General features: G+C 68.8%; 14 protein-coding genes. 9 read left to right on the forward strand and 5 right to left on the reverse strand.

The genetic code is table 11. The features are described 5' to 3' along the window. Positions 1-37: 37 nt before the first annotated feature. Positions 38-2,014: a M3 family metallopeptidase gene (locus AC07V5_RS20515; RefSeq protein ID WP_495117559.1), complete on the forward strand. Its 1,977-nt coding sequence runs from the start codon at positions 38-40 to the stop codon at positions 2,012-2,014. Here the strand turns inward: AC07V5_RS20515 and AC07V5_RS20520 are convergent, their stop codons facing one another. Together AC07V5_RS20520 and argH are read right to left on the reverse strand one after the other, a co-directional pair. Beyond that, the gene (locus AC07V5_RS20520) at positions 2,015-2,491 is read right to left on the reverse strand and encodes a hemerythrin domain-containing protein (protein ID WP_495117560.1); all 477 of its coding nucleotides are present in this window, start codon (positions 2,489-2,491) and stop codon (positions 2,015-2,017) included. A 45-nt stretch (positions 2,492-2,536) separates the two neighbouring features. Next, positions 2,537-3,934: an argininosuccinate lyase gene (gene argH, locus AC07V5_RS20525; protein WP_495117561.1), complete on the reverse strand. Its 1,398-nt coding sequence runs from the start codon at positions 3,932-3,934 to the stop codon at positions 2,537-2,539. An 88-nt stretch (positions 3,935-4,022) separates the two neighbouring features. On the opposite strand from argH, the gene AC07V5_RS20530 reads away from it, so the two are divergent. The 4 genes from AC07V5_RS20530 to AC07V5_RS20545 all read left to right on the forward strand — a co-directional run bounded on the left by AC07V5_RS20530 (position 4,023) and on the right by AC07V5_RS20545 (position 8,246). Then, complete coding sequence (locus tag AC07V5_RS20530) at positions 4,023-5,132, forward strand: sensor histidine kinase (protein ID WP_495117562.1); 1,110 nt, start codon at positions 4,023-4,025, stop codon at positions 5,130-5,132. Then, positions 5,129-5,974, forward strand: coding sequence for a LytR/AlgR family response regulator transcription factor (locus tag AC07V5_RS20535; RefSeq protein WP_495117563.1), 846 nt, complete (start codon positions 5,129-5,131; stop codon positions 5,972-5,974). The genes AC07V5_RS20530 and AC07V5_RS20535 overlap by 4 nt, the downstream gene beginning before the upstream one ends. A 74-nt stretch (positions 5,975-6,048) precedes the next feature. Next, complete coding sequence (locus AC07V5_RS20540) at positions 6,049-6,927, forward strand: hypothetical protein (protein ID WP_495117564.1); 879 nt, start codon at positions 6,049-6,051, stop codon at positions 6,925-6,927. Beyond that, entirely contained in the window at positions 6,924-8,246 is a 1,323-nt protein-coding gene (locus tag AC07V5_RS20545; protein WP_495117565.1) for a hypothetical protein, read from the forward strand. The genes AC07V5_RS20540 and AC07V5_RS20545 overlap by 4 nt, the downstream gene beginning before the upstream one ends. A 1-nt stretch (position 8,247) precedes the next feature. On the opposite strand, the gene AC07V5_RS20550 is transcribed toward AC07V5_RS20545, so the two are convergent. Continuing rightward, complete coding sequence (locus AC07V5_RS20550) at positions 8,248-9,078, reverse strand: alpha/beta fold hydrolase (RefSeq protein ID WP_495117566.1); 831 nt, start codon at positions 9,076-9,078, stop codon at positions 8,248-8,250. Positions 9,079-9,359: 281 nt separating this feature from the next. Between AC07V5_RS20550 and AC07V5_RS20555 the strand changes: the two genes are divergently transcribed. After that, complete coding sequence (locus tag AC07V5_RS20555; protein WP_495117567.1) at positions 9,360-10,418, forward strand: outer membrane lipoprotein; 1,059 nt, start codon at positions 9,360-9,362, stop codon at positions 10,416-10,418. A 28-nt stretch (positions 10,419-10,446) separates the two neighbouring features. Here the strand turns inward: AC07V5_RS20555 and ppc are convergent, their stop codons facing one another. Together ppc and AC07V5_RS20565 are read right to left on the reverse strand one after the other, a co-directional pair. After that, the gene (gene ppc, locus AC07V5_RS20560) at positions 10,447-13,236 is read right to left on the reverse strand and encodes a phosphoenolpyruvate carboxylase (protein WP_495117568.1); all 2,790 of its coding nucleotides are present in this window, start codon (positions 13,234-13,236) and stop codon (positions 10,447-10,449) included. 111 nt (positions 13,237-13,347) lie between these two features. Next, on the reverse strand, positions 13,348-14,610 hold the full coding sequence (locus tag AC07V5_RS20565) for a cytochrome-c peroxidase (RefSeq protein WP_495117569.1): 1,263 nt from the start codon (positions 14,608-14,610) through the stop codon (positions 13,348-13,350). Between the two features lie 106 nt (positions 14,611-14,716). Here AC07V5_RS20565 and AC07V5_RS20570 point away from each other — a divergent pair, with 106 nt between their 5' ends. The 3 genes from AC07V5_RS20570 (at position 14,717) to AC07V5_RS20580 (ending at position 20,439) form a co-directional block, all read left to right on the forward strand. After that, positions 14,717-16,216, forward strand: a complete 1,500-nt coding sequence (locus AC07V5_RS20570; RefSeq protein ID WP_495117570.1) for an ATP-binding protein — start codon at positions 14,717-14,719, stop codon at positions 16,214-16,216. An 8-nt stretch (positions 16,217-16,224) separates the two neighbouring features. Beyond that, on the forward strand, positions 16,225-16,905 hold the full coding sequence (locus AC07V5_RS20575; RefSeq protein ID WP_495118018.1) for a response regulator: 681 nt from the start codon (positions 16,225-16,227) through the stop codon (positions 16,903-16,905). A 480-nt stretch (positions 16,906-17,385) separates the two neighbouring features. Further along, complete coding sequence (locus AC07V5_RS20580) at positions 17,386-20,439, forward strand: TonB-dependent receptor (RefSeq protein ID WP_495117571.1); 3,054 nt, start codon at positions 17,386-17,388, stop codon at positions 20,437-20,439. The last annotated feature ends 140 nt before the right edge of the window (positions 20,440-20,579 follow it).

The following is a 20,579-nucleotide window of genomic DNA, read 5'->3' on the forward strand; positions in this document are numbered from 1 at the left end:
GGTCGAGACAATCGCGGCCTTCCCACAAGGAGTCCCGATGAAATTCGCCCTGATCGGCTGGGCCACCCTGGCCCTGACCGCCACGCTGGCCGCCCAGGCAGCACCCACGCTGCCCGGCCCCAACTTCCCGCGCTTCTCGTCTGCCGCCGACGTCAAGGCCAAATGCGACGCCGGCCTTAAGGGCGCCAAGCTGCGCGTCCAGGCGCTGGAGCGCCGCGCCGTCGACAAGGGCTGGCTGGCCGCGTTCGACGACCTGACGGTCTACTTCGAAGACGCGCAGTACCCCAACGACTTTGTCCTCAACGTCCACCCCGACAAGGCCGTCCGCGACGCCGCCCAGGCCTGTTCGCTGCGCTGGGCCGACTTCAACTCCAGCCTGGGCCAGAACGAGAAGGTCTACCGCGCGCTGCAGAAGGCGCCCAAGAAGGACGGCATCGATGCCGAACTGGTTCGCCTGGCCTCGGCCCAGTTCGAGGACAGCGGCGTGGCCCTGCCCGCCGCCAAGCGCGAGCGCGCCAAGCAGATCCTGGACAAGCTGACCGAGCTGGACCAGCAGTTCAACAAGACGATCCGCGACGCCGGCACCCGCGTGGCCTTCACCGAGGCTGAGCTCAAGGGTGTGCAGGCCAGCGTGTGGGAAAAGGCCAAGCGCGACGACCAGGGCCGCATCCTGCTCGGCGTGGACTATCCGAGTTACGTGCCCGTCATGCGTAGCGCCGAGAGCGGCGAGGCGCGCCAGCGCATGTGGCTGGCCAAGACCAACGAGGGCGGCCAGGGCAACCTCGACCTGCTGGCCCAGATCGTCACGCTGCGGGGCGAGTACGCCAAGCTGTTCGGCTTCGACAACTACGTCGACTTCAACCTGCGCCGCCAGATGGCCAAGGACGGTGCGACGGCGACCCGCTTCCTCGACTCGGTGACCGGTGCCGTCAACGCCCGCGAGAACACCGAGCTGCAGGAGCTGCGCGCCGCCAAGGCCCAGCATGTCGGCACGCCGGTCGACCAGACCAAGGTCGAGCGCTGGGACGCGACGTTCTACAGCGAGCGCGTCAAGCTGCAGAAGTTCAGCGTCGACCAGAACGCCTTCCGCCCCTACTTCCCGCCGCAGGCCAGCCTGGAGTTCTCGCTGCACGTCATCGAGAAGATGATGGGCGTGAAGTACGAGCGCATCACGAACAAGCTCTGGCATGACGAAGTCCAGACCTATGTCGTCAGCGACGCCGCCTCGGGCAAGCCCATCGCCCAGCTCTACGTCGACCTCTATCCGCGCGACGGCAAGTACAACCACGCGGCGGTCTGGCCGCTGCGTGGCAGCGCTGCGCGCGTCGGCCGCACGCCGGCTGCGGCGCTCGTCGTCAACTTCGACCGCAACGGCCTGACGCTGGACGAGGTCGAGACCTTGCTGCACGAGTTGGGCCACGCGGTGCACGTGAACCTGTCCAACACCCGCTACGCGGCGACCTCGGGCACCAGCGTCATGCACGACTTCGTCGAGGCGCCGTCGCAGATGCTGGAGGACTGGGTCTACGACAAGAAGGTGCTCAAGCTGATGCAGGATGTCTGCCCGAGCTGCAAGCCGGTGCCGGATGCGATGGTGGAGCAGGCCGTGGCGGCCAAGCACTACGGCAAGGGTGGCCTGTTCGGCCGCCAGCACCTGTACGCCAGCTACGACATCGCGCTGCACCAGAGTGCCAAGCCCGAGCCGCTGCCGCTTTGGGCCAAGATGGAAGGCGCCACGCCGCTGGGCTACGTGCCGGGCACGCTGTTCCCGGCCGGCTTCGCCCACATCGCGGGCAGCTATGGCGCGGGCTACTACGGCTATCTGTGGAGCCTCGTCGTTGCCATGGACCTGCGCACGGCCTTCGCCGCCGACAAGCTCGGTACCGATGTCGGCAAGCGCTACCGCGACCAGGTGCTGGGGCAGGGCGCACAGAAGCCGGCGCCGGAGCTGGTCAAGGACTTCCTGGGCCGCGAGAGCAACTCGCAGGCGTTCTTTGACTACCTGAAGAAGTAGTCAGCCGCAGCTGCCCGAGCCACAACTGTGGCTCGCGGCGGCTTCAGTGGTCGGCTCACGGCACTCGCCCGTCGCCGGGTCGAAGCCGCGCTGCTCCATCGTCCAGACCAGGGCCGCATCCATCATCTCGGCGTGCTGCGGGAACCAGCCCGCCAGCTCGGTGCGCAGGATGTTCAGCGGCTCGCGGTCGTTCAGCTCGGTGGCGTAGCGCAGCGCCTCGCGCATCACGTTCAGCACCATCGCGTGCTGGCTGCTGTGGCAGTTCTGCGGCTCGAAGCCGCAGCGCGCCATCCAGTCCTCCTCCATCGCGAAGTGAGCCTCGGTGTGGGCCAGCAGCGCGTTGTAGGCGGGCAGGGCGTCGCCGCCGCCATCCAGCGCGGCACCGAAACCGTTCAGCAGTTCGACGAACTCCTGGTGGGTGGTGTCCAGCTGGGGGCTGTTCAGGACGAGGGATTCGGTCCAGGCAAGAGTGCTCATTGGATGGATGCTAGGCGGCGGGTCTCGCGGCGGCGTTGAGCCAGCTCAAACCAGGCGTGCGCGGTGGCGCGCCACCTGGGCGCGCACCTGGGCGGGCGCGGTGCCGCCGAGCACGTTGCGGGCGTTCAGCGAGCCTTCCAGGGACAGCACATCGAACACATCGGCGTCGATGCGGGCATCAAACGCGCGCAGCTCGTCCAGCGACAGTGCCGCCAGGTCCACGCCCTTGGTCGTCGCGGTCTTCACGGCATGCGCAACCACCTCGTGCGCGTCGCGGAAGGCCACGCCCTTCTTGACGAGGTAGTCGGCCAGGTCGGTGGCCGTCGCGTGGCCCTTCAGCGCCGCGGCGCGCATGGCTTCGGGCTTGACGGTCAAGCCGGCCAGCATGTCGGCAAAGATGCGCAGCGTGTCCTTCAAGGTGTCGACCGTGTCGAACAAGGGTTCCTTGTCCTCCTGGTTGTCCTTGTTGTAGGCCAGCGGCTGGCCCTTCATCAGCGTGACGAGGCCCACGAGATGGCCGACGACGCGGCCCGTCTTGCCGCGCGCCAGCTCGGGCACGTCGGGGTTTTTCTTCTGCGGCATGATCGATGAGCCGGTGCAGAAGGCATCGGGCAGCGCGATGAAGCCGAAGTTCTGGCTCATCCACAGGATCAGTTCTTCGGACAGGCGCGAGATGTGCAGCATCACCAGCGTGGCGGCCGAGCTGAACTCGATGGCGAAGTCACGGTCGCTCACAGCGTCCAGGCTGTTCTGGCAAACGCCCTCCATGCCCAGCGTCTTGGCCACGCGCTCACGGTCCAGCGGGTAGCTGGTGCCGGCCAGCGCCGCGGCGCCCAGCGGCAGGCGATTCACGCGCTTGCGGGTGTCGAGCATGCGCTCGGCGTCGCGGGCGAACATCTCCACGTAGGCCAGCAGGTGGTGGCCGAAGCTGACCGGCTGGGCCACCTGCAGATGCGTAAAGCCCGGCAGGATGACGTCGGCATGCTTGTCGGCCTGCTCGACCATCACGCGCTGCAGGCCGTTCAGCAGGCCGGTGATCTCGTCGATCTCGCCGCGCAGCCACAGCCGCACGTCGGTGGCGACCTGGTCATTGCGGCTGCGGCCGGTGTGCAGGCGCTTGCCGGCGATGCCCACGCGCTCGGTCAGCCGCGCCTCGATGTTGAGGTGCACGTCTTCCAGGTCCAGCTTCCACTCGAACTGGCCGGCCTCGATCTCGGCGGCGATGTCGGTCAGGCCGCGCTGGATGGCGGCCTGGTCCTCCGCGCTGAGGATGCCTTGGCTGCTCAGCATCTCGGCGTGGGCGAGGCTGCCGGCGATGTCGGCCCGCCACAGGCGCTTGTCGAAGCCGACGCTGGCCGTGTAGCGTTTGACCAAGTCGCTCATCGGCTCGGAAAACAGGGCGGACCAGGCTTGGGATTTGTTGGCGAGTTGGTTGTCTGACATGGGGCAGCGAGGAAATCAGCGCGCAAAATGCGCCGCAGCCCGGGATTATCGAACGCCAAGAATCCACCCGCCTCTCGTATCCAGCCACATGCCCTTCTTCAAGCGCCGCGCCGAACCGCGTCACAGCGTCTGGCATGAGTCCATGCAGCTCAGCCAATGGCTGGGTTTTGCGCCCAACGAGCTGCCCGAACTGCCCGAACTGAACACGGCGCCGCTGCTGGACCCGACCCGGGCCTTCGACGTCTGCCATGTCGGCCTGGTGCTGCGTGCCGTGCTCGGTGTGCAGCTGCTGCTGGGCCTGGGTACGGCGTTGGTCGCACGCGACGCCTCGCAGTGGCTGACGCTGATGGCCAACGGCACCGTCGTGACGATGTTCGCCGTGCTGTCCTGGCTGCTCGCCGTTTGCGCGGCCAAGCGGCTGTGGCCGCGCCTGCCCGAGCCGGTGCAGTGGCTGGGGCTGATGTTTTTGGGCGCAGGCAGCGCGCTGCTGGGTTTTGGCCTCTTGAGCCTGACGAGCGAAGACCCGCTCAGTGCCTGGCGCATCGCCAGCATCGCCGCCTGTGGCGCCAGTGGTGCGGCCCTGCTGCTGGCCTGGCTCAAGCTGCGCGAGCACACCCAGCGCCCGGCCGACGCGCTGGCCCAGCTCGTCGAGCTGCAGTCGCGCATCCGCCCGCACTTCCTGTTCAACACGCTGAACAGTGCCATCGCCCTCGTACAGATCGACCCGGCGCGCGCCGAGAGCGTGCTGGAGGACCTGGCCGAACTCTTCCGCGTCGCGCTCGCCGATGCCAGCGCCTCCGTCACGCTGACCGAGGAGGTGGAGCTGGCGCGCCGCTACCTCGCCATCGAGCAGATCCGCTTCGGCAAGCGGCTGCGCATCGTCTGGCATCTGGACCCCGAGGCCGACGCCGCCCGCGTGCCGCCGCTGCTGCTGCAGCCGCTGGTGGAGAACGCGGTGCGCCACGGCGTGGAGCCCAACGACGAGGGGGGCGAGCTGGAGGTCACGACGATGCGCCGTGGCGCCGAGGTCGAGATCCGCATCGTCAACACCGTGGGCGCGCCGGCCCGCACCGTCGGCCACGGCCTGGCCCTGCGCAATGTGCGCCAGCGCCTGAGGCTGATGCACGACGTCGCCGCGCGCTTCGAGATCGATTCCAGCGAGAAGCGCTTCGCATTGCGGATACTTGTGCCGTTATGAGCACAGCATTGCGCGTTCTCCTCGTCGACGACGAACCCCTGGCCCGGCTGCGGCTGCGCAGCCTGGTTGACGCCATCCAGGAGCCGCGCTGCGAGGTCGTCGCCGAGGCAGCTACCGGCTCGCAGGCGGCGAGCTGGCTGCGCGATCACGGCTGCGACATCGTGCTGCTGGACGTGCAGATGCCCGGCGCGGACGGCCTGCAGTTTGCCGATGGCCTGGCCCAGCGCCAGGCGGGGCAACCGGGCGTGCCGGCGCCGCTCATCATCTTCGTCACGGCCCACGCGATGCACGCGCTGCGCGCCTTCGAGCTGGACGCGCTGGACTACCTCACCAAGCCCGTTCGCCGCGAGCGCCTGCAGGCAGCACTGGCCCGCGCTGCCCTGCGCCTGTCCGAGCGCGCCGCCGTGCAGGCTGGCTTGCCGCCCCCGGATGGCGACAGGCCGGCCGCGCCCGACCACGCCGACTTCATCACGCTGACCGACCGCGGCCGCCTTCAGCGCGTGCCCGTCGCCGAGGTGCTGTACTTCAAGGCCGAGCTCAAGTACCTGACGCTGCGTACTGCCAGCGAGAGCCATGTGATGGACGGTGCGCTGTCGGACCTGGAGCAGCGCCTGGGCGAGCGCTTCCTGCGCGTTCACCGCAACGCGCTGGTGGCGCGTTGGGCCGTCCGCGAGCTGGAGCGCCATGCGCCGACCAGCTTTGGCGAGCTGGACGGCGGCGACCCCAATGCCGACACGACGGACAGCTGGGCGGTGCGCATCGTCCACGTCGACGAATGGCTGGCCGTGTCGCGCCGCCAGGTGGCCGCGGTGCGGGAGGCGTTGGCGGGGCTGAAAACTTGAGGTGCACCGCACTGCGGCTTGCGCGTTGGTGGCCGGTTTTCGCAGCGCTGGCGGTGGCGAGCAGCAGCGCGCAGATGACCGAGCACTGCGCACGGCGGGCCGCCCAGGCACAGCCCCAGACGCAAGCCGCCGCGGCACCGCCGGAAGCCGTGGCCCAGCTTCAGGGCCGCCGTGACCTGCGTTCACTGGCCCTGGCCGACTATCTGCTGGCAGCCGCCGGCACCGCGGACGGCCACGCCGCCCGTGCCCGCCTGCAAGACCGCGCCCGTTCGTCCACCGACCCGATGCTCACGGTGCTGGCCCTGCACATGCCTTGCGTGCAGCCGGGCTGCCGCAATATCGAGGCCTCGCAGTGGTCGCGGCTGGAGCCGGCCAACCTGCTGGCCTGGCTGACCCTGCCGACACGGGCTTCCGCCGACGGCAGCTATCTGCTGGACCAGATCGCCACCCAGGTGCGCTACGCGCGCAGCTACCGCCAGGAGGCCGACGCGCTGTTGGGCGACCTGCCGCCCACCGGTTTGGAGTTGCGCCAGCCCTGGGGGCTGCTCAACCTTCGCGCATTGGCCAGCTACTGCCGCAGCCCGAACGACCTCACGACGGCCGAGCGCTGCGAGGCGGTGGCGGCGCTGCTGTGGGCCGATGGTGGCGCCACCGAGAGGTTCATCGCGGCCATCCTGGCGCAGCACGCCCAGACCTTGCTGCCGCAGCGCCGCGCCATCTGGGAGCCGCGCCTGCGCGAGCTGGACGCCGCAACCCGCAGTCGCGGTACGCCGACGCGCGGATCGATGTCGCCGCGAGAGTTGGCCTGCGAAGCGATCGCTTTGCCCCGCTCGGGCGAGCGTGCGGCCATGAGCGAATGGGAACGCGCCCGCGTGGTGCTGCAGGCCTCGGGCCTGTCGATGTGGGAGGTGCGCCCGCGTACGCGAGCCGATGCGATGAGGGCCACGAATTGAGGAAAGGCTGGCGTTGGGCCGCATCGGGATTGGCTTTGGTGGTTGTCGCGGTCGCGTTGCTCGGCTGGCACGTTGAGCGGCGGATGAATCCAGCAAACGCTGATCTGGCGGCGACGAGTGCGACGCCCAGCGTCGCGCCTGCCGCGATCACTGCGAGCGCGGCCGAAGTGCATCCTGCCGCACCTCCGGGGCCGGCGGCCTTTTCTGCTTTTTCAGCGCAAGCCGAGGCGCGTGCTCAGCTGATGCGGCGCATGAAGGCCGACTGGTGCGGATTTGGGGCGGCCGAGTACGGCCGGCAATCCGATGCCGTCGTCGAGCAGGCGAGTGCCAGCGGTAACGGCATGGTCGGCCTGGAGGCGATCGACCAGCTGAAGCGAACCGCGGGTCAGGAGGTGGTTGACGAGGCCATTGAGCAGGTGCGTCGGCGCTGGGTGAAGGCGCTGCAGCAGCGTGGCGACCCGCGCTCGCTGGCCGTGGCCGATTTCCTCGGTGGTCTGGACGAGGAACCTGCCCAGGCCCGTGCGCGGTTGCAGGCCCTTGCACGCACGACGAGCGATCCCATGGTCACGGCCCTCGCCCTGCAACGGCCTTGCGAGGCCGGCAGCTGCCGCAGCATCGAGGCCTCTCAATGGTCGCGGTTGGAGCCAGCCAACCTGCAGGCTTGGCTGACGTTGCTTCGCGATGCGAAGGGCGACGCACGCCAGGGCCAGTCGGGCTACGCGTTGGAGCGCATGGCCGCCGAAGGGCGCTATTCCCGTACTTACGAACGCGAGTTCAAGGCCGCCCTGCTGAGTCTGCCGCAGTTGCAGACGCGCGGGCTTGCGAGTGAGGCTGAGATGCAGCTCATCACTGGAACGGCAGCGGCCTGGGCAATCGCAGGCTTCAAGCCATTGACGGATGCCTGTCTGGCCGGCACGCCGGGCGTCCTGCAGCGCTGTGAGGCCGTGCTCGATCGCCTCTGGGAAGGCGACAACCAACTGGACCGCGCCATGGCTCTGGGCTTGGCGCGCAGACTGGTGCTGCCAGCACGCCCCGAGCAAAGGACGCGCTGGGAGCCGCGGGCGCGTGAGTACGAGGCCGTGGTGTCTTGGCGCAATGTGGCGCTGGAGCGAGTTACTCAGAGTCCACCGATAGGTGAATCGCCTTGCGACGCACAGGTGGAAATGCGCAAGATAGTCCAGGGTATGAACGACCTTGGCGAATGGGGTCACTGGCGCGCGGAGATGCGCGCGGCAGGGGCCGACGACACCGCGCTGTCAGCTCAATGGCGCCTTGAGCAAGGCCGCAGTTCGCTTGACCCCGCGCCAGCGCGGCGCTGACTCAGGCCACCGGCACCCGCTGCATGCTGACCAGGCTTTCCAGCATCAGCGGATTGACCCGCACCGCGTCCGTGATCGGCGCCATGTGGCCCGCACCTTCCAGCATCTGCAGCTTTACCCGTGGCAACCGCAAGGCCAGGCTCTGGCTCACGCGCCGGGCGCTGGCCCGTGTGGCGCTGCCGCAGATCAGCTGCACGGGCATGCTCAGCTGGCTCAGCTGTTCGTCGCTCCATCGCGCGTCGAACAGGGCCTCGAAGTGGCGGCGTACCGCCGGCATGGCTTCGGCAACGCGCATCTGCTGGGCAAAGTCCATCTCGGGCCAGACGTCGCGGCTCTGCCAGTACGCGCAGAAACCCCGCGCAGCGCCGAAGTCGTCGCCGGCGTCCAGGGCGGCGGCCAGCGCGGCGGCAACGTCGCTGATCTCCTGCCACTCCGGCTCGGCCGGGCCCAGGGCCGGCAGCAGGCCGAAGGCGACGGGCTCGTACAGCGTCAGCGACAACACGCGGCCGGGCTGCTGCAGCGCGATCTGCAGGGCCACGGCGCCGCCATAGCTGTGGCCGACGAGGTGGAAGCCCTGCTCGGGCGCGAAACCCGCCGAACCTGCTGAACCCACTGTAGGCAGGCCCGCCAGCACGGCGTTGGCCTCGACCGACAGCTGGCTGGGCATCAGCTCGGGCCAGTCCGGCCGGCCGGCGTGACCGAAGAAGTCGGGCGCGTGCCATTGCCAGGCATGGCCGGCATCGGTGCTGTCGGCCATGAGGCGGCGCCATTGGCGTGCGCTGGCGGCGCTGGAGTGCAGGCAGACGACGGGGGCGGCGCGGGTGTCGGGCATGGAGGTCTCCGGTGGGTGCCGGCCATCCTCCGAGGCCTGCGTTTCAGGTGGACTGCGGCGCGCCTCGTCTTTGTTTCATTCGTTGCAGGCTGCGCCGTGCCTCTGCGGGTCGAAACATTGTGGCGCGGAAGCCGCCGGGAAGATGCACGGGATCGATCGAACAGGCGGCGCCTGTAGTCCACGGCCTACCGATGGCCGGGCCGGGAGCCGACACCTGGCTGCCACCCGGCGCGCCTAGGCTAGAGCTTCTAAAAATTCAGGAGCACCACATGACGCACTCGATGCGATTTTCCGCAACGGCCCTGGCCTGCGCGCTGGTGGTTGGTTCACCGTTCTGGGCCGATACGGCCGAGGCGCAACGCAGCAGCCGCACGGCCGCCGCACCGTTGCGCGTGACCGGCTTCGACGTGGAGCAGGTGGACCGCCTGGAGCCCGGCGCCGAGCTGAACTTCACGGTCTGGGGTACCGCCGGCGCCGCAGTGCTGCTGCAGATCGACGGCAGCCGGCGCACGGTGCGCCTGGACGAGACCAGCCCGGGCCGCTACCAGGGCAGCTACATCGTGGGCCGTTCGGACCGCATCGGGCCGGAGTCACGCGTGCACGCCAATCTGCGGCGCGACAACCGCGTGGCGACCTCTTTGCTGGGCGAGGCGCTGCAGGTGGGTTGGGCGGTGCCGGGCCAGGCAGTGCTGATGCCCGAGATCCAGTCGGTTGCCGTTGTGCGCGAGCCGGGGCGCGGCCGCAGCGACGCCCTGCGCTACACGTTGCGCGGTACGCCGGGCGGCCAGGCGTCGGTGCAGTTGCAGGGCAACCAGCCGCGCAACATCGTGCTGAACGAGGTGCGCGCGGGCGAATATGCGGAAACCTATGTGCTGCCGCAAGGCGCGTGGGTGGACACGCAGCAGCCGCTGGTCGCGCAGTTGCGAATCGGCGACCGCAACGTGCGCAGCAGCGTGCCGAATGCCTATGCCGGCGTGAACTTCACGTCGCGTCGCGCTGACACCTGCAACGACTGCGCGACCGTGCAGGCGGTGAACCCCGTCACCGTGGACGGCGATGGCCGGGTGCTGGGCACCGTAGCCGGTGGCGTGCTGGGTGCGGTGGTGGGCAGCCAGTTCGGCAAGGGTGACGGCCGCACGGCCGCCGGCGTGGCCGGTGCCGTGGGCGGCGCGTTGCTAGGCCGCGAGATCCAGAAGCGCCACAACGAACGCACGCAGTACGAAGTGGTGGTGCGCATGGCCGACGGCCAGCAGCGCACCGTCATCTACGCCGACCCGCCCAACTTCCGCGCGGGCGACCGCGTGCGCGTGAACGGCGAGACCTTGGAGTTGCAGCGCTAGGTAGCGGCCAACAACCCGTGGCCTGCGTTCAACCCGTGTTGCGCAGGCCCGCGGCGATGCCGTTGATGGACAGGTGGATGCCGCGCTGCACGCGCTCCATCGCCGGGTCATCCGCCGAGATACGGCGGTAGCGGCGCATCAGCTCGACCTGCAGGTGGTTGAGCGGGTCGATGTAGGGGAAGCGGTGCTCGATGGAGCGTGCCAGCGACGGGTTGGCCGCCAGGCGCTTGTCGTCGCCGGTGATGAGGCTGAGCGCGGCCTGCGTGAGATCGAACTCAGCGCGGATGGCCGTGAAGATGCGCTTGCCCAGCTTCTTGTCCTCCACCAGCTCGACGTAGCGCTCGGCCAGGGCCAGGTCGGTCTTGGCCAGCACCATGTCGAGGTTGGACAGCAGCGCGCGGAAGAAGGGCCAGCCCTTGAGCATGCGCTTGAGCAGGGTCAGGTTCTTGGCGCGTTGGGTGGGTTCCTCGCCCAGGAAGGCCTCCACACCGGAGCCGAAACCGCACCAGCCCGGCAGGGCCACACGGGCCTGGCCCCAGGAGAAGCCCCAGGGAATGGCGCGCAGGTCTTCGATGGCGCGCGTGGCCTTGCGCGACGCGGGGCGTGAACCGATGTTCAACTCGGCGATCTCGCGGATGGGCGTGCTGGCGAAGAAGTAGTCGGCAAAGCCGGGCGTGCCGTAGACGAGGCCGCGGTAGGCGTCGAAGCTCGCGTCCGACAGCGCTTGCGCGGCTTGCAGGAAGCCCTTGGGCGCGCTCTGCGTCGGGTGCAGCAGCGTGGCCTCCAGCGTGGCGGCCACAAGCGTCTCCAGGTTGCGCCGGCCGATTTCCGGGTGGGCGTACTTGGAGGCGATGACTTCGCCCTGCTCGGTCAGGCGGATCTGGCCGTTCACGGTGCCGGGGGGCTGGGCCAGGATGGCCTGGTAGCTCGGGCCGCCGCCACGGCCGACAGTGCCGCCGCGGCCGTGGAAGAGGCGCAGCGTGATGGGGCCGACGCGCTTGAGCTGGTCGAACAGCTCCACCAGCGCGATCTCGGCGCGGTACAGCTCCCAGGACGACGTGAACATGCCGCCGTCCTTGTTGCTGTCCGAGTAGCCCAGCATGATGTCCTGCTCGCCGCCCGAGCGGTCGATGAGGCCGCGCACGCCGGGCAGCGCGTAGAACTCGCCCATGATTTCAGGCGCGACGCGCAGGTCGCCGATGGTCTCGAACAGCGGCACGATGATGAGGTCGCTGATCGCGTACTCGGACAGCACGCCGCGCAGCAGGCCCGTCTCCTTCAGCAGCAGGGCCACTTCCAGCAGGTCGCTTACCGACTCGGTGTGGCTGATGATGTAGTGGCGCAGCGCCTCGCGGCCGAAGCGGGCCAGGGCTTCGCGGGCGGCTTCGAAGGTGGCGAGCTCGAACAGCGTCTTGTCGGTGTAGCTCGCGCCGATGACGCGCAGGGGGCGGGCGTCGTTCAGCAGCTTCAGCAGCAGCTCGCGCTTGGCGGCTTCATCCAGCGCCGAGTAGTCGCTCTCGATGCGGGCGGTGGCCAGCAGCTCGGCCAGCACCAGCTCATGCTGGTCGCTGCTCTGGCGCAGGTCCAGCGTGGCCAGGTGAAAGCCGAACACCTGCACGGCGCGGATCAGCGGGCTCAGGCGCGGCGCGATCAGAGCTTCGGCGTGGTTGCTCTTCAGCGAGGCCTCGATGGTGCGCAGGTCGGTCAGCAGATCGTCGGGCGAGCGGTAGGGGTCTTGCGGTGCGACGGCGTGGCGCAGCGCCTCGGTGCCGGTCAGCGTGTGCAGCGTGGCGGCCAGGCGCGCGTACATGCCAGTCAGCGCACGGCGATAGGGCTCGTCCATGCGGTGGGCGTTCTGGTCGGGGCTGCGCTCGGCCAGGGCCTGCATGGCGGGCGACACACCGGTCAGGCGCAGCGAGATGGACAGCTCGGCGCCCAGCTCGTGCAGCTCGGTCAGGTAGTGGCGCAGCGCCACCTCGGCCTGGCGCTTCATGGCCTGGCGCAGCGTGGCAGCACCGACGTTGGGGTTGCCGTCGCGGTCGCCGCCGATCCAGTGGCCCATGCGCAGGAAGCTCGGCAGTGTCTCGCCGGGCAGGTGCTCCTCCAGCTCGGCGTAGAGCTTGGGGATCTGGCGCAGGAAGGTCGACTGGTAGTACGACAGCGCGTTCTCGATCTCGTCCGCCACCGTCAGCTTGGAGTAGCGCAGCATGCGCGTCTGCCAGAGCTGGGTGATGCGGGCACGCAGCAACGCCTCGGTGTCGCGCAGCTCGCGTTCGGTGCCAGCGCGGTCTCGCGCTTCCAGCAGGCCGGCCACGGCGCGCTCGGCGTCCAGGATGCTCTTGCGCTGCACTTCGGTCGGGTGAGCGGTCAGCACCGGCGAGATGAAGCCGCGGTGCAGCACCTCGGCAATCTCGGTCGGGCGGATGCCGGCCTCGTGCAGATGCTCCAGGCAGTAGGCGAGCGACCCCGGCTGCAGGCTGCCGGCGCGCTCGTGCACGTCACGGCGGCGGATGTGGTGGCGGTCCTCGGCGATGTTGGCCAGGTGGCTGAAGTAGCTGAAGGCGCGGATGACGCTGACAGCCTGCTCGCCGGACAGGCTCTTCAGCAGCTTGTCGAAGCGCTTGCCGGCTTCCTTGTCGTGCTTGTGGCGGTAGGCCACCGACAGCTGGCGGATGCGTTCGACCAGCTCGTAGGCCTCACGGCCCTCCTGCTCGCGGATGACGTCGCCGAGGATGCGACCGAGCAGCCGGATGTCGGCCACCAGCGGTTCGTTCTTGTCGATTTCGGGGCGGCGTGCAGGGGCGGCTCGTGAGGGCATGGCGGGTCGTCCGGGAAAGAGTGCGTCAAAAAGGTAACGGAGTTACCTAAATATGACTCTAGCAGTTTCTTCCCCGGAACGGAGCCCCTTCTATCCCGGTCTATCGGCTCGTCATTGGGCTGCAGGTGCCGCCGTGAAGCCGTCGCTCAAGGTGCGCAGGAAGGCCACGACGTCGGCCACGTCTTGCGGCGTCAAGGCCGGCGGCTGGCCGGGGCGGCGGAAGGGCGCGCCCTGCTGGACATTGGCGCGGTAGACGGCGGGCAGGTCGTTGTAGACCTGGACCTGGCCGCCCACGACCGGGTACCAGCGTGCCGGATCGAGGTCACGCGTGGCGTAGAAGGCCACGGCGTCTTCGAGCGTGGCGAAGCTGGCGTTGTGAAAGTACGGCGCGGTCAGCGCGACGTTGCGCAGGCTGGGCGTGCGGAACTGGCCACACAGCTCGCGCCGGCCGGCAAGGTCGCTGCGCTGCGGGCCGCACAGGCCGAGGTCGAAGAAGGCCGGGTTGGCGGTGGCCTGGCTCTGGTTGCGCGGCACGCCGAGGGCGTGATAGCTGAAGTTGGTGAAGAGGGCGCGTGCCAGACCTGGCGTGGGGCGGCTGTCGTGGCAGCTCGCGCAGTTGCCGCGTTGCGGGTCGTTGAACAGGTTGAGGCCGCGCTGCTCCTGGGCGGTGAAGCTGGCACGGCCGTCCTGCACGGCGTCGAACTTGCTCGTGAAGGCGTGGAACTTGGCGTCGTCGGCCTGGTAGCGGGCCAGCGCCGTGACGGCGGCGTCGACGAGCTGGTCGTCGGTGGCGGCCGCGGGCAGGCTGGCCGCGGCGCGCAGGTCGGCCACGTAGGGCAGGGCGCGCAGCCGTGTGGACAGGGCCGCGACGTCGGTGTTGGCCATCTCGTCGGCATTGAACAGCGGGCCGCGCGCCTGTTCGACGCGGCTGCTGGCGCGGCCGTCCCAGAACAGCCCGCCGCGGGCACGGCCCTGGGCGTCGAAACCGAACGCGCCGGCCTGGTCGAGGTAGCGCACGCTGGGTGAGCTGCGCAGGCCTTGGTGCGTGCCGTCGGCGCCGCCCAGCGGCAAAAAGCTGCCCGCCGCGTCGGCATGGCCGCGTGCCTCGACGTGGCAGCTCGCGCAAGCCTGCTTGCCGCTGGCGGAGAGGCGCACCTCGTCGAACAGCCGGTCACCGACCTGGGCCAGCGTCGGCACCGGGACAGGCGCCGGCAAGGGCACGCGCGGCGGTCGCAGGGCCGCGGCATCGGCGCTGGTGTCGTCGGCCGCGGCCGTGGCGGTCGTTTCCGCGCCACCCCCGCCGCCGCAGCCGGCGAGCAGGCAGATCAACAGGGCGGCGGCCAGCAGCGGCGCGTGGCGGGGGCGGGTGGGCATGGCGGTCTCCTTGTTGTGGAAGGCCGCCAGCATCCGGGCCGAGCGTGGGCCGAGCATGGAGAAACTGTGGAGGCCGCATCCACAGTTGGCCGGCAAGATGGCGGGTATGCGTCTCGTCCACCAGTTGTCCCTGCTCCTCATCGCCACCGCGCTGGTGGCCGTCGCGGCCGTGGCCGGCCTCGTCGGCTGGAATCTGCGTGCCGGCTTCTCTGACTATTTGCAGGCTCAGGACGGCGAGCACCTGACGCGGCTGATGGAGGCCGCCGAGCGCGACCTGGCCCGGCGCGGCAGCCTGCCGCAGGACTGGCGGCCGGTGCTGCGTGACTGGCTGGACGCGGCGCGCGTGTCCGCCGGGCGCGGCGCACCGGGCGAGGGGCCGCCGGGGGGGCCGGAAGAACCGCCACCACCCCCTGAACGCGGCCCAGGCTTCGACGGCCGCCCGCCGCCGCCCGACCCGCGCCGCGAACCGCCGCCACCGCGCCGCGACCCTTCCAATTTCGGCCCCCGTGTGATCGTGCTGACTGCCGATGGGCTGACGCCCCTGGCGGGCCGCCGCGAGAACCTGAACCGGCCCGGCCAGACACGCGCCGTCAAGTTCCAGGGCCAGGCGGCCGTGGTGCTGCGGCTGGCCGAGCGTGCCGGCCCGGCCGAGGGGGTTGATGCGAGCTTTCTGCGCCGCCAATACCTGGGCCTGGCCGTCGTGGCCGCTGGCGTGCTGCTGATCGCGCTGGTGCTGGCGCGCCTGCTGGCCGTGCGCTGGGCACGCCCGCTAGCCGAGGCGCAGGTGGCGGCGCGGCGCATCGCGGCCGGTGAGTTCGATGTGCGCCTGCCTGCGCCGCGCGACGGTGGCGGCGCCAGCGAGATCACCGGCCTGCATGGCGACATCAATGCGATGGCTGAGGCGCTGTCCCGGCTGGAGTCCAGCCGCCAGCGCTGGATTGCCGAGCTGTCGCACGAGCTGCGCACGCCGCTGGCGGTGCTGCGCGGCGAGGTGGAGGCGCTGGTGGACGGCATCCGCCCGCTGGACCGCGCGGCGCTGGCTTCGTTGCAGGAGGAGATCCGGCGGCTCTCCAGGCTGGTGGAGGACTTCCATCTGCTGGCCACCTCCGAGCTGCGCGCGCTGCCCTGCGAGTTCGAGGCGGTGGCGCCCGCGGCGCTGCTGCAGGCGGCGGTGGAGCGCATCGCGCCGCGTGCGAAGACGCTGGGGCTGGTCATCGAGGCGCCGCTGCCCCAGGTGCTGCCGGCCGCGCGCTGGGACGCCGTGCGCATCTCGCAGCTGCTGGCCAATCTGCTGGAGAACAGCCTGCGCTACACCGAGGCGCCGGGCATGGTGCAGGTGACGGCCCGCTCGCTGGGCGCGGCGATAGAGATCCGGCTGGACGACACACCACCCGGCGTGCCCGAGGGTGACCTGGAGCGGCTGTTCGACCCGCTCTACCGCGCCGACCCCTCGCGCAGCCGCGCCTTCGGTGGCTCGGGCCTGGGGCTGGCCATCGCCCGCGCCATCGCCCATGCCCACGGCGGGCGGCTGCGTGCCGAGGCTTCGTCGCTGGGCGGCCTGGCCATGGTGCTGACGCTGCCCCTGAAGCTGCCCGGGAGCCCCTGATGAGCGACCTGATCCTTGTCGTGGAAGACGAGCCCAAGCTCGCGGCGCTGGTGCGCGACTACCTGCAGGCGGCCGGCTACCGCAGCGAGTGGCTGGCCGACGGCCGCCAGGCGCTGGAGCGGTTGAAGACCGGGCCGATGCCGGCGGCCGTGCTGCTGGACGTGATGCTGCCGGGCCTGGACGGCCTGGAGGTCTGCCGCGCGGTGCGTGCCTTCAGCGACGTGCCCATCCTCATCAACAGCGCCCGTGTCGAGGAGCTGGACCGCCTGCTCGGCCTGGAGCTGGGCGCGGACGACTATGTCTGCAAGCCCTTCAGCCCGCGCGAGCTGGTGGCGCGGGTGAAGGCCCTGCTGCGCCGGGCCCAGGGGCGGCTGGCGCCGGCCACGCTGGTGCCGGCGGGTGGCGGCTTCTCGGTGGACGAGGCCGGCCAGCGCGTCGTCTGGCAGGAGCAGGCGCTGGCGCTGACGCCGGTGGAGTTCCGGCTGCTGCGCCAGCTGCTGCAGCACCCGGGCCGGGTGTTCGAGCGCGCCCAGCTGCTGGACCTGATCCACGAGGACTTCCGCGACGTGTCGGACCGCGTCGTCGACAGCCATATCAAGAACATCCGCCGCAAGCTCGCGGCGCTGGACCCGCCGCAGGAGTGCATCGCCTCCGTGTACGGCGTGGGCTACCGGCTCGATCTGGCCTAGCCACTGAGCCGGGCCGGTGGGCACGGCGTGGGCCGCCGTGAGAGCCGTTGGGCGGCCGCTTGGTGAAGGGCTGCGGGAAAACCACAAACGCTCTCCCCATTGAATCAAAACCCGGAATCGTCTATCGTAGACAACGTTGTCTATTTCTGATTTCTGCGGTCGTTTCGATCGCCGGTTAGGCGCGTGTGAGATCGCTACCAATTTCGGCAAAGCTCGATGCACTGCTGCATCTTGAAGAGCTGAAGAGTCCCCGACAAAGGGGGCAAAGTGGGTGTTGTGGATTGCGCAAATAGGCGCCGCTGACGCGTGTAAACCCTAGCAGAACAGGGGGAGTCAAAAAAATACAGTAGGCCCGGCGCTTGGTGGGCTTCTCTTTTTTTGGGGCGTACTGGTATCGCTACCAAAATCAGGCATCCGCAAGCCATAAAAAAGTTCGTCAATCGGCTCGATCTTGAGCCGCCAGAGCAAGCAAGGAGACAAATGAAACACCCTCAGATTTCCAAGACGCGGCGTGAGCCCCAGCGGGCCCAGCGGCTCAAGCCGGTCGCGTGGGCATCCTCGATTGCGCTGCTGACGGGCGCTGCCGCAGTGCACGCCCAGCAAACCGGCGCTGCCGCCACCCCGGGTGCAACAGCCCTGGAGACGGTCGTCATCACGGGCATTCGCAAGTCCCTTGACAGCGCTGTCACCCTGAAACGCGAAAACCGCGGCTTGGTCGACGGCATCGTGGCCGAAGACATCGGCAAGTTCCCGGACAGCAACCTCGCCGAATCGATGCAGCGCATCGCCGGCGTGTCCATCGACCGCGCGCCCAGCGGCGAGGGCTCCAAGGTCACGGTTCGCGGCGTCGGTCCCGACTTCAATCTGGTGCTGCTCAACGGCCGCCAGATGCCGACCGGCGTGATCAGCAACGAAAACGGCGGTGCCAACGGCTCGCGCGCCTTCGACTTCGCCAACCTGTCGTCGGATTCGATCTCGGCGCTGGAGGTGTTCAAGACGGCCCGCTCCTCGTCGCCGACGGGCGGCATCGGCGCCACCATCAACATCAAGACGGCGCGCCCGCTGGACAGCAAGGTCCGCATCGCCAGCGTGGGCATCAAGGCCAACTTCGACGATTCCAACAATCGTCTGCCTGAAGCCTTCAAGGGCAGCAAGGTCACGCCTGAAATCTCGGGCATCTACAGCGAAGTCTTTGCCGACGGCACGCTCGGCCTGGCCATCAGCGGCAGCTACTCCAAGCGCGACTCCGGCTCCAACAAGGCCTACACGCAAAACGGCTGGCGCACCTTCACCGCGAACTCGGGTGACTGGGGCAGCATCCCGGCCAAGCCCGCAACCGGTACCGATCCGATCGTCAACCGCCCGACCGGCCTGTACTCCACGTCGACCGACATGCGTTACTCGCTGACGGCGCTGGAGCGCGAGCGCCTCAACGGTCAGGCCGTGCTGCAGTTCGCCCCGAGCAAGGACTTGAAGTTCACGCTCGACTACACGATGGCGAACAACACCATCAACAAGAAGAACGCTGAGCTCTCCAGCTGGTTCAACTTCTCGTTCGGTCCGTCGACTCCGCCGACCACTTTCACCAGCGGCCCGGTGGCCACGCCCATCATCCAGACGGCGCTGTTCCCCAATGTCGACCATGACCTCGCCATCAACGGCGGCATCTACGGTGACAAGACGCAAGTCCGCTCGACGGGCTTCAACACCGAGTGGAAGGTCAGCAACGAGCTGAAGGTGGACTTCGACGCTCACCACTCCACGTCCAGCACCCGGCCGAACAGCAAGTACGGCAGCTACTCGACGATGGACTTTGGCCTGTTCAACCAGGGCAATGCCACGGCGTACTACGACCAGAAGTTCCCGATCGTCAGCCTGCCGACGACGAAGTTCGATGCCAACAAGCTGCTGCTGACCGGCAGCCAGTTCGTCGCCAACCTCAGCGAGCAGACCGTCGACCAGTTCCAGACGCAAGCCGGCTACCGCATCGACGTCGACAACAAGCTGAGCCTGGGCCTGGGCTTCACGCGGGTCAAGAACCGCGCTGCCAGCTACAACAACCAGAACAACGACTGGGGTGGTGTCGGCGCGCAAGGCCAATACGCCAACGTCGCGACCGTCAACGAGAACCTGCCGGGCTTCTTCAGCCAGATCCCTGGCTCGGGTGATTCGCGCCAGTTCCCGAACTTCTACATGTTCGACTTCAACAGCCTGCGTTCGCGCTCGATTGAAGTGCTGATGGGCTTGAGGGGTGTGACGCGTGCGCAGGCCGAGGCCTACTTCTCTGCGGCTCCGGACTACTCGCTGGGCAATGACTGGCGCACGACCGAGAAGTCCAGCAGCGCCTTCGCGCAGTGGGACCACTCGTTCGACACCGCCATCCCGATGAACGTGTCGGCCGGCCTGCGCTATGAAAGCACCAAGGTCAACTCGTCGTCGCAGGTCGTCTCGCGCACCGCAGCGTCCTGGATCTCGCAGAACGAAGTGACGCTGTCCTCCGGCGCCACGGTGTTCGACTCCAAGAGCGGCAAGTACTCCTATGTGCTGCCCAGCATCGACTGGGATGCCGACCTGGCGCCGGACGTCAAGATCCGCGCGAGCTACGGCCACAACATCGGCCGCCCGGGCTGGAACGATCTCGTCGGCGGCACGAACTTCGGTGCGGGCGCCAACGCCGGCGGCGGCACGGGCTCGCAGGGCGACCCGGCGCTGAAGCCGCTGCTGTCGAAGAACCTGGACTTCTCGGCGGAGTACTACTACGCCAAGAGCAGCTACGCCGCCATCGGCGCCTTCTACAAGAAGGTCAGCAACTTCGTCGGCACGTCCAACGTCAACCAGACGATCCCTGGCGTCACCACGCCCATCGGCGGCGCCTACTACCGGGCCGGCGTTGCGGCTTGCGGTGCGAACGCCCAGCCGCTTTGCATCCGCAACTACATCTTCAACAACTTCAAGGGCCAGCCTGGCGTGACGCAGACCGGCGTCAATGCGTCCGGCGAAATCCTGGGCACGATTGCCGGCCAGCCGGGAGATCCGCTGTTGCCCTTCCAGGTGACGACGCCTTCCAACGAGAAGGGCGACAACATCAAGGGCCTGGAGCTGAACCTCCAGCACGCGTTCGGCAACACGGGCTTCGGTCTCGCGGCGAACTACACCTTTGCACGTGCCGGCCTGAAGTACGACAACACCAACATCACGACCCCCCAGGCCGCGCTGTTGGGTGTCAGCGACTCGGCCAACCTGGTGGGCTTCTATGAAGACAACACCTGGTCGGTGCGGGCCGCCTACAACTGGCGTGGTGAGTTCCTGGCGTCCAAGGTCGACGGTGCGGGCAACAACCCGATCTACACCGAGGCCTACGGCCAGGTCGACATGTCCATCGGCTACAAGATCGGCAAGGACCTGACGCTGCAGGCCGACCTGATCAACCTGAACGATGGCTACATCCGCCAGCATGGTCGTGCCAAGGAACAACTGATCTCGGCCACCCAGACCGGCCGTCGCTACCTGATCGGTGCCCGCTATCGTTTCTGAGCGATAGGCCCAGCCGCCTGATGGCCGCCCCTCGCGGGGCGGTCTGCAGAGCGGCTCCATTTGGCCGGTTCGGGCGCGCAACGCCCGGCCGGCCATGCTTGTTTTCGCCGCCACAATCAATGTGCGGCTGCCGGGCAATC

The organism is Roseateles sp. GW821-FHT02E12 (genome assembly GCF_059421665.1).

Coding starts and splice junctions, on each gene's coding strand:
- argH (WP_495117561.1), bottom strand. CDS start 3,934: ATGTCAGACAACCAACTCGCCAACAAATCCCAAGCCTGGTCCGCCCTG.
- ppc (WP_495117568.1), bottom strand. CDS start 13,236: ATGCCCTCACGAGCCGCCCCTGCACGCCGCCCCGAAATCGACAAGAAC.
- AC07V5_RS20540 (WP_495117564.1), top strand. CDS start 6,049: ATGACCGAGCACTGCGCACGGCGGGCCGCCCAGGCACAGCCCCAGACG.
- AC07V5_RS20565 (WP_495117569.1), bottom strand. CDS start 14,610: ATGCCCACCCGCCCCCGCCACGCGCCGCTGCTGGCCGCCGCCCTGTTG.
- AC07V5_RS20570 (WP_495117570.1), top strand. CDS start 14,717: ATGCGTCTCGTCCACCAGTTGTCCCTGCTCCTCATCGCCACCGCGCTG.
- AC07V5_RS20555 (WP_495117567.1), top strand. CDS start 9,360: ATGCGATTTTCCGCAACGGCCCTGGCCTGCGCGCTGGTGGTTGGTTCA.
- AC07V5_RS20520 (WP_495117560.1), bottom strand. CDS start 2,491: ATGAGCACTCTTGCCTGGACCGAATCCCTCGTCCTGAACAGCCCCCAG.
- AC07V5_RS20535 (WP_495117563.1), top strand. CDS start 5,129: ATGAGCACAGCATTGCGCGTTCTCCTCGTCGACGACGAACCCCTGGCC.
- AC07V5_RS20530 (WP_495117562.1), top strand. CDS start 4,023: ATGCCCTTCTTCAAGCGCCGCGCCGAACCGCGTCACAGCGTCTGGCAT.
- AC07V5_RS20515 (WP_495117559.1), top strand. CDS start 38: ATGAAATTCGCCCTGATCGGCTGGGCCACCCTGGCCCTGACCGCCACG.
- AC07V5_RS20580 (WP_495117571.1), top strand. CDS start 17,386: ATGAAACACCCTCAGATTTCCAAGACGCGGCGTGAGCCCCAGCGGGCC.
- AC07V5_RS20550 (WP_495117566.1), bottom strand. CDS start 9,078: ATGCCCGACACCCGCGCCGCCCCCGTCGTCTGCCTGCACTCCAGCGCC.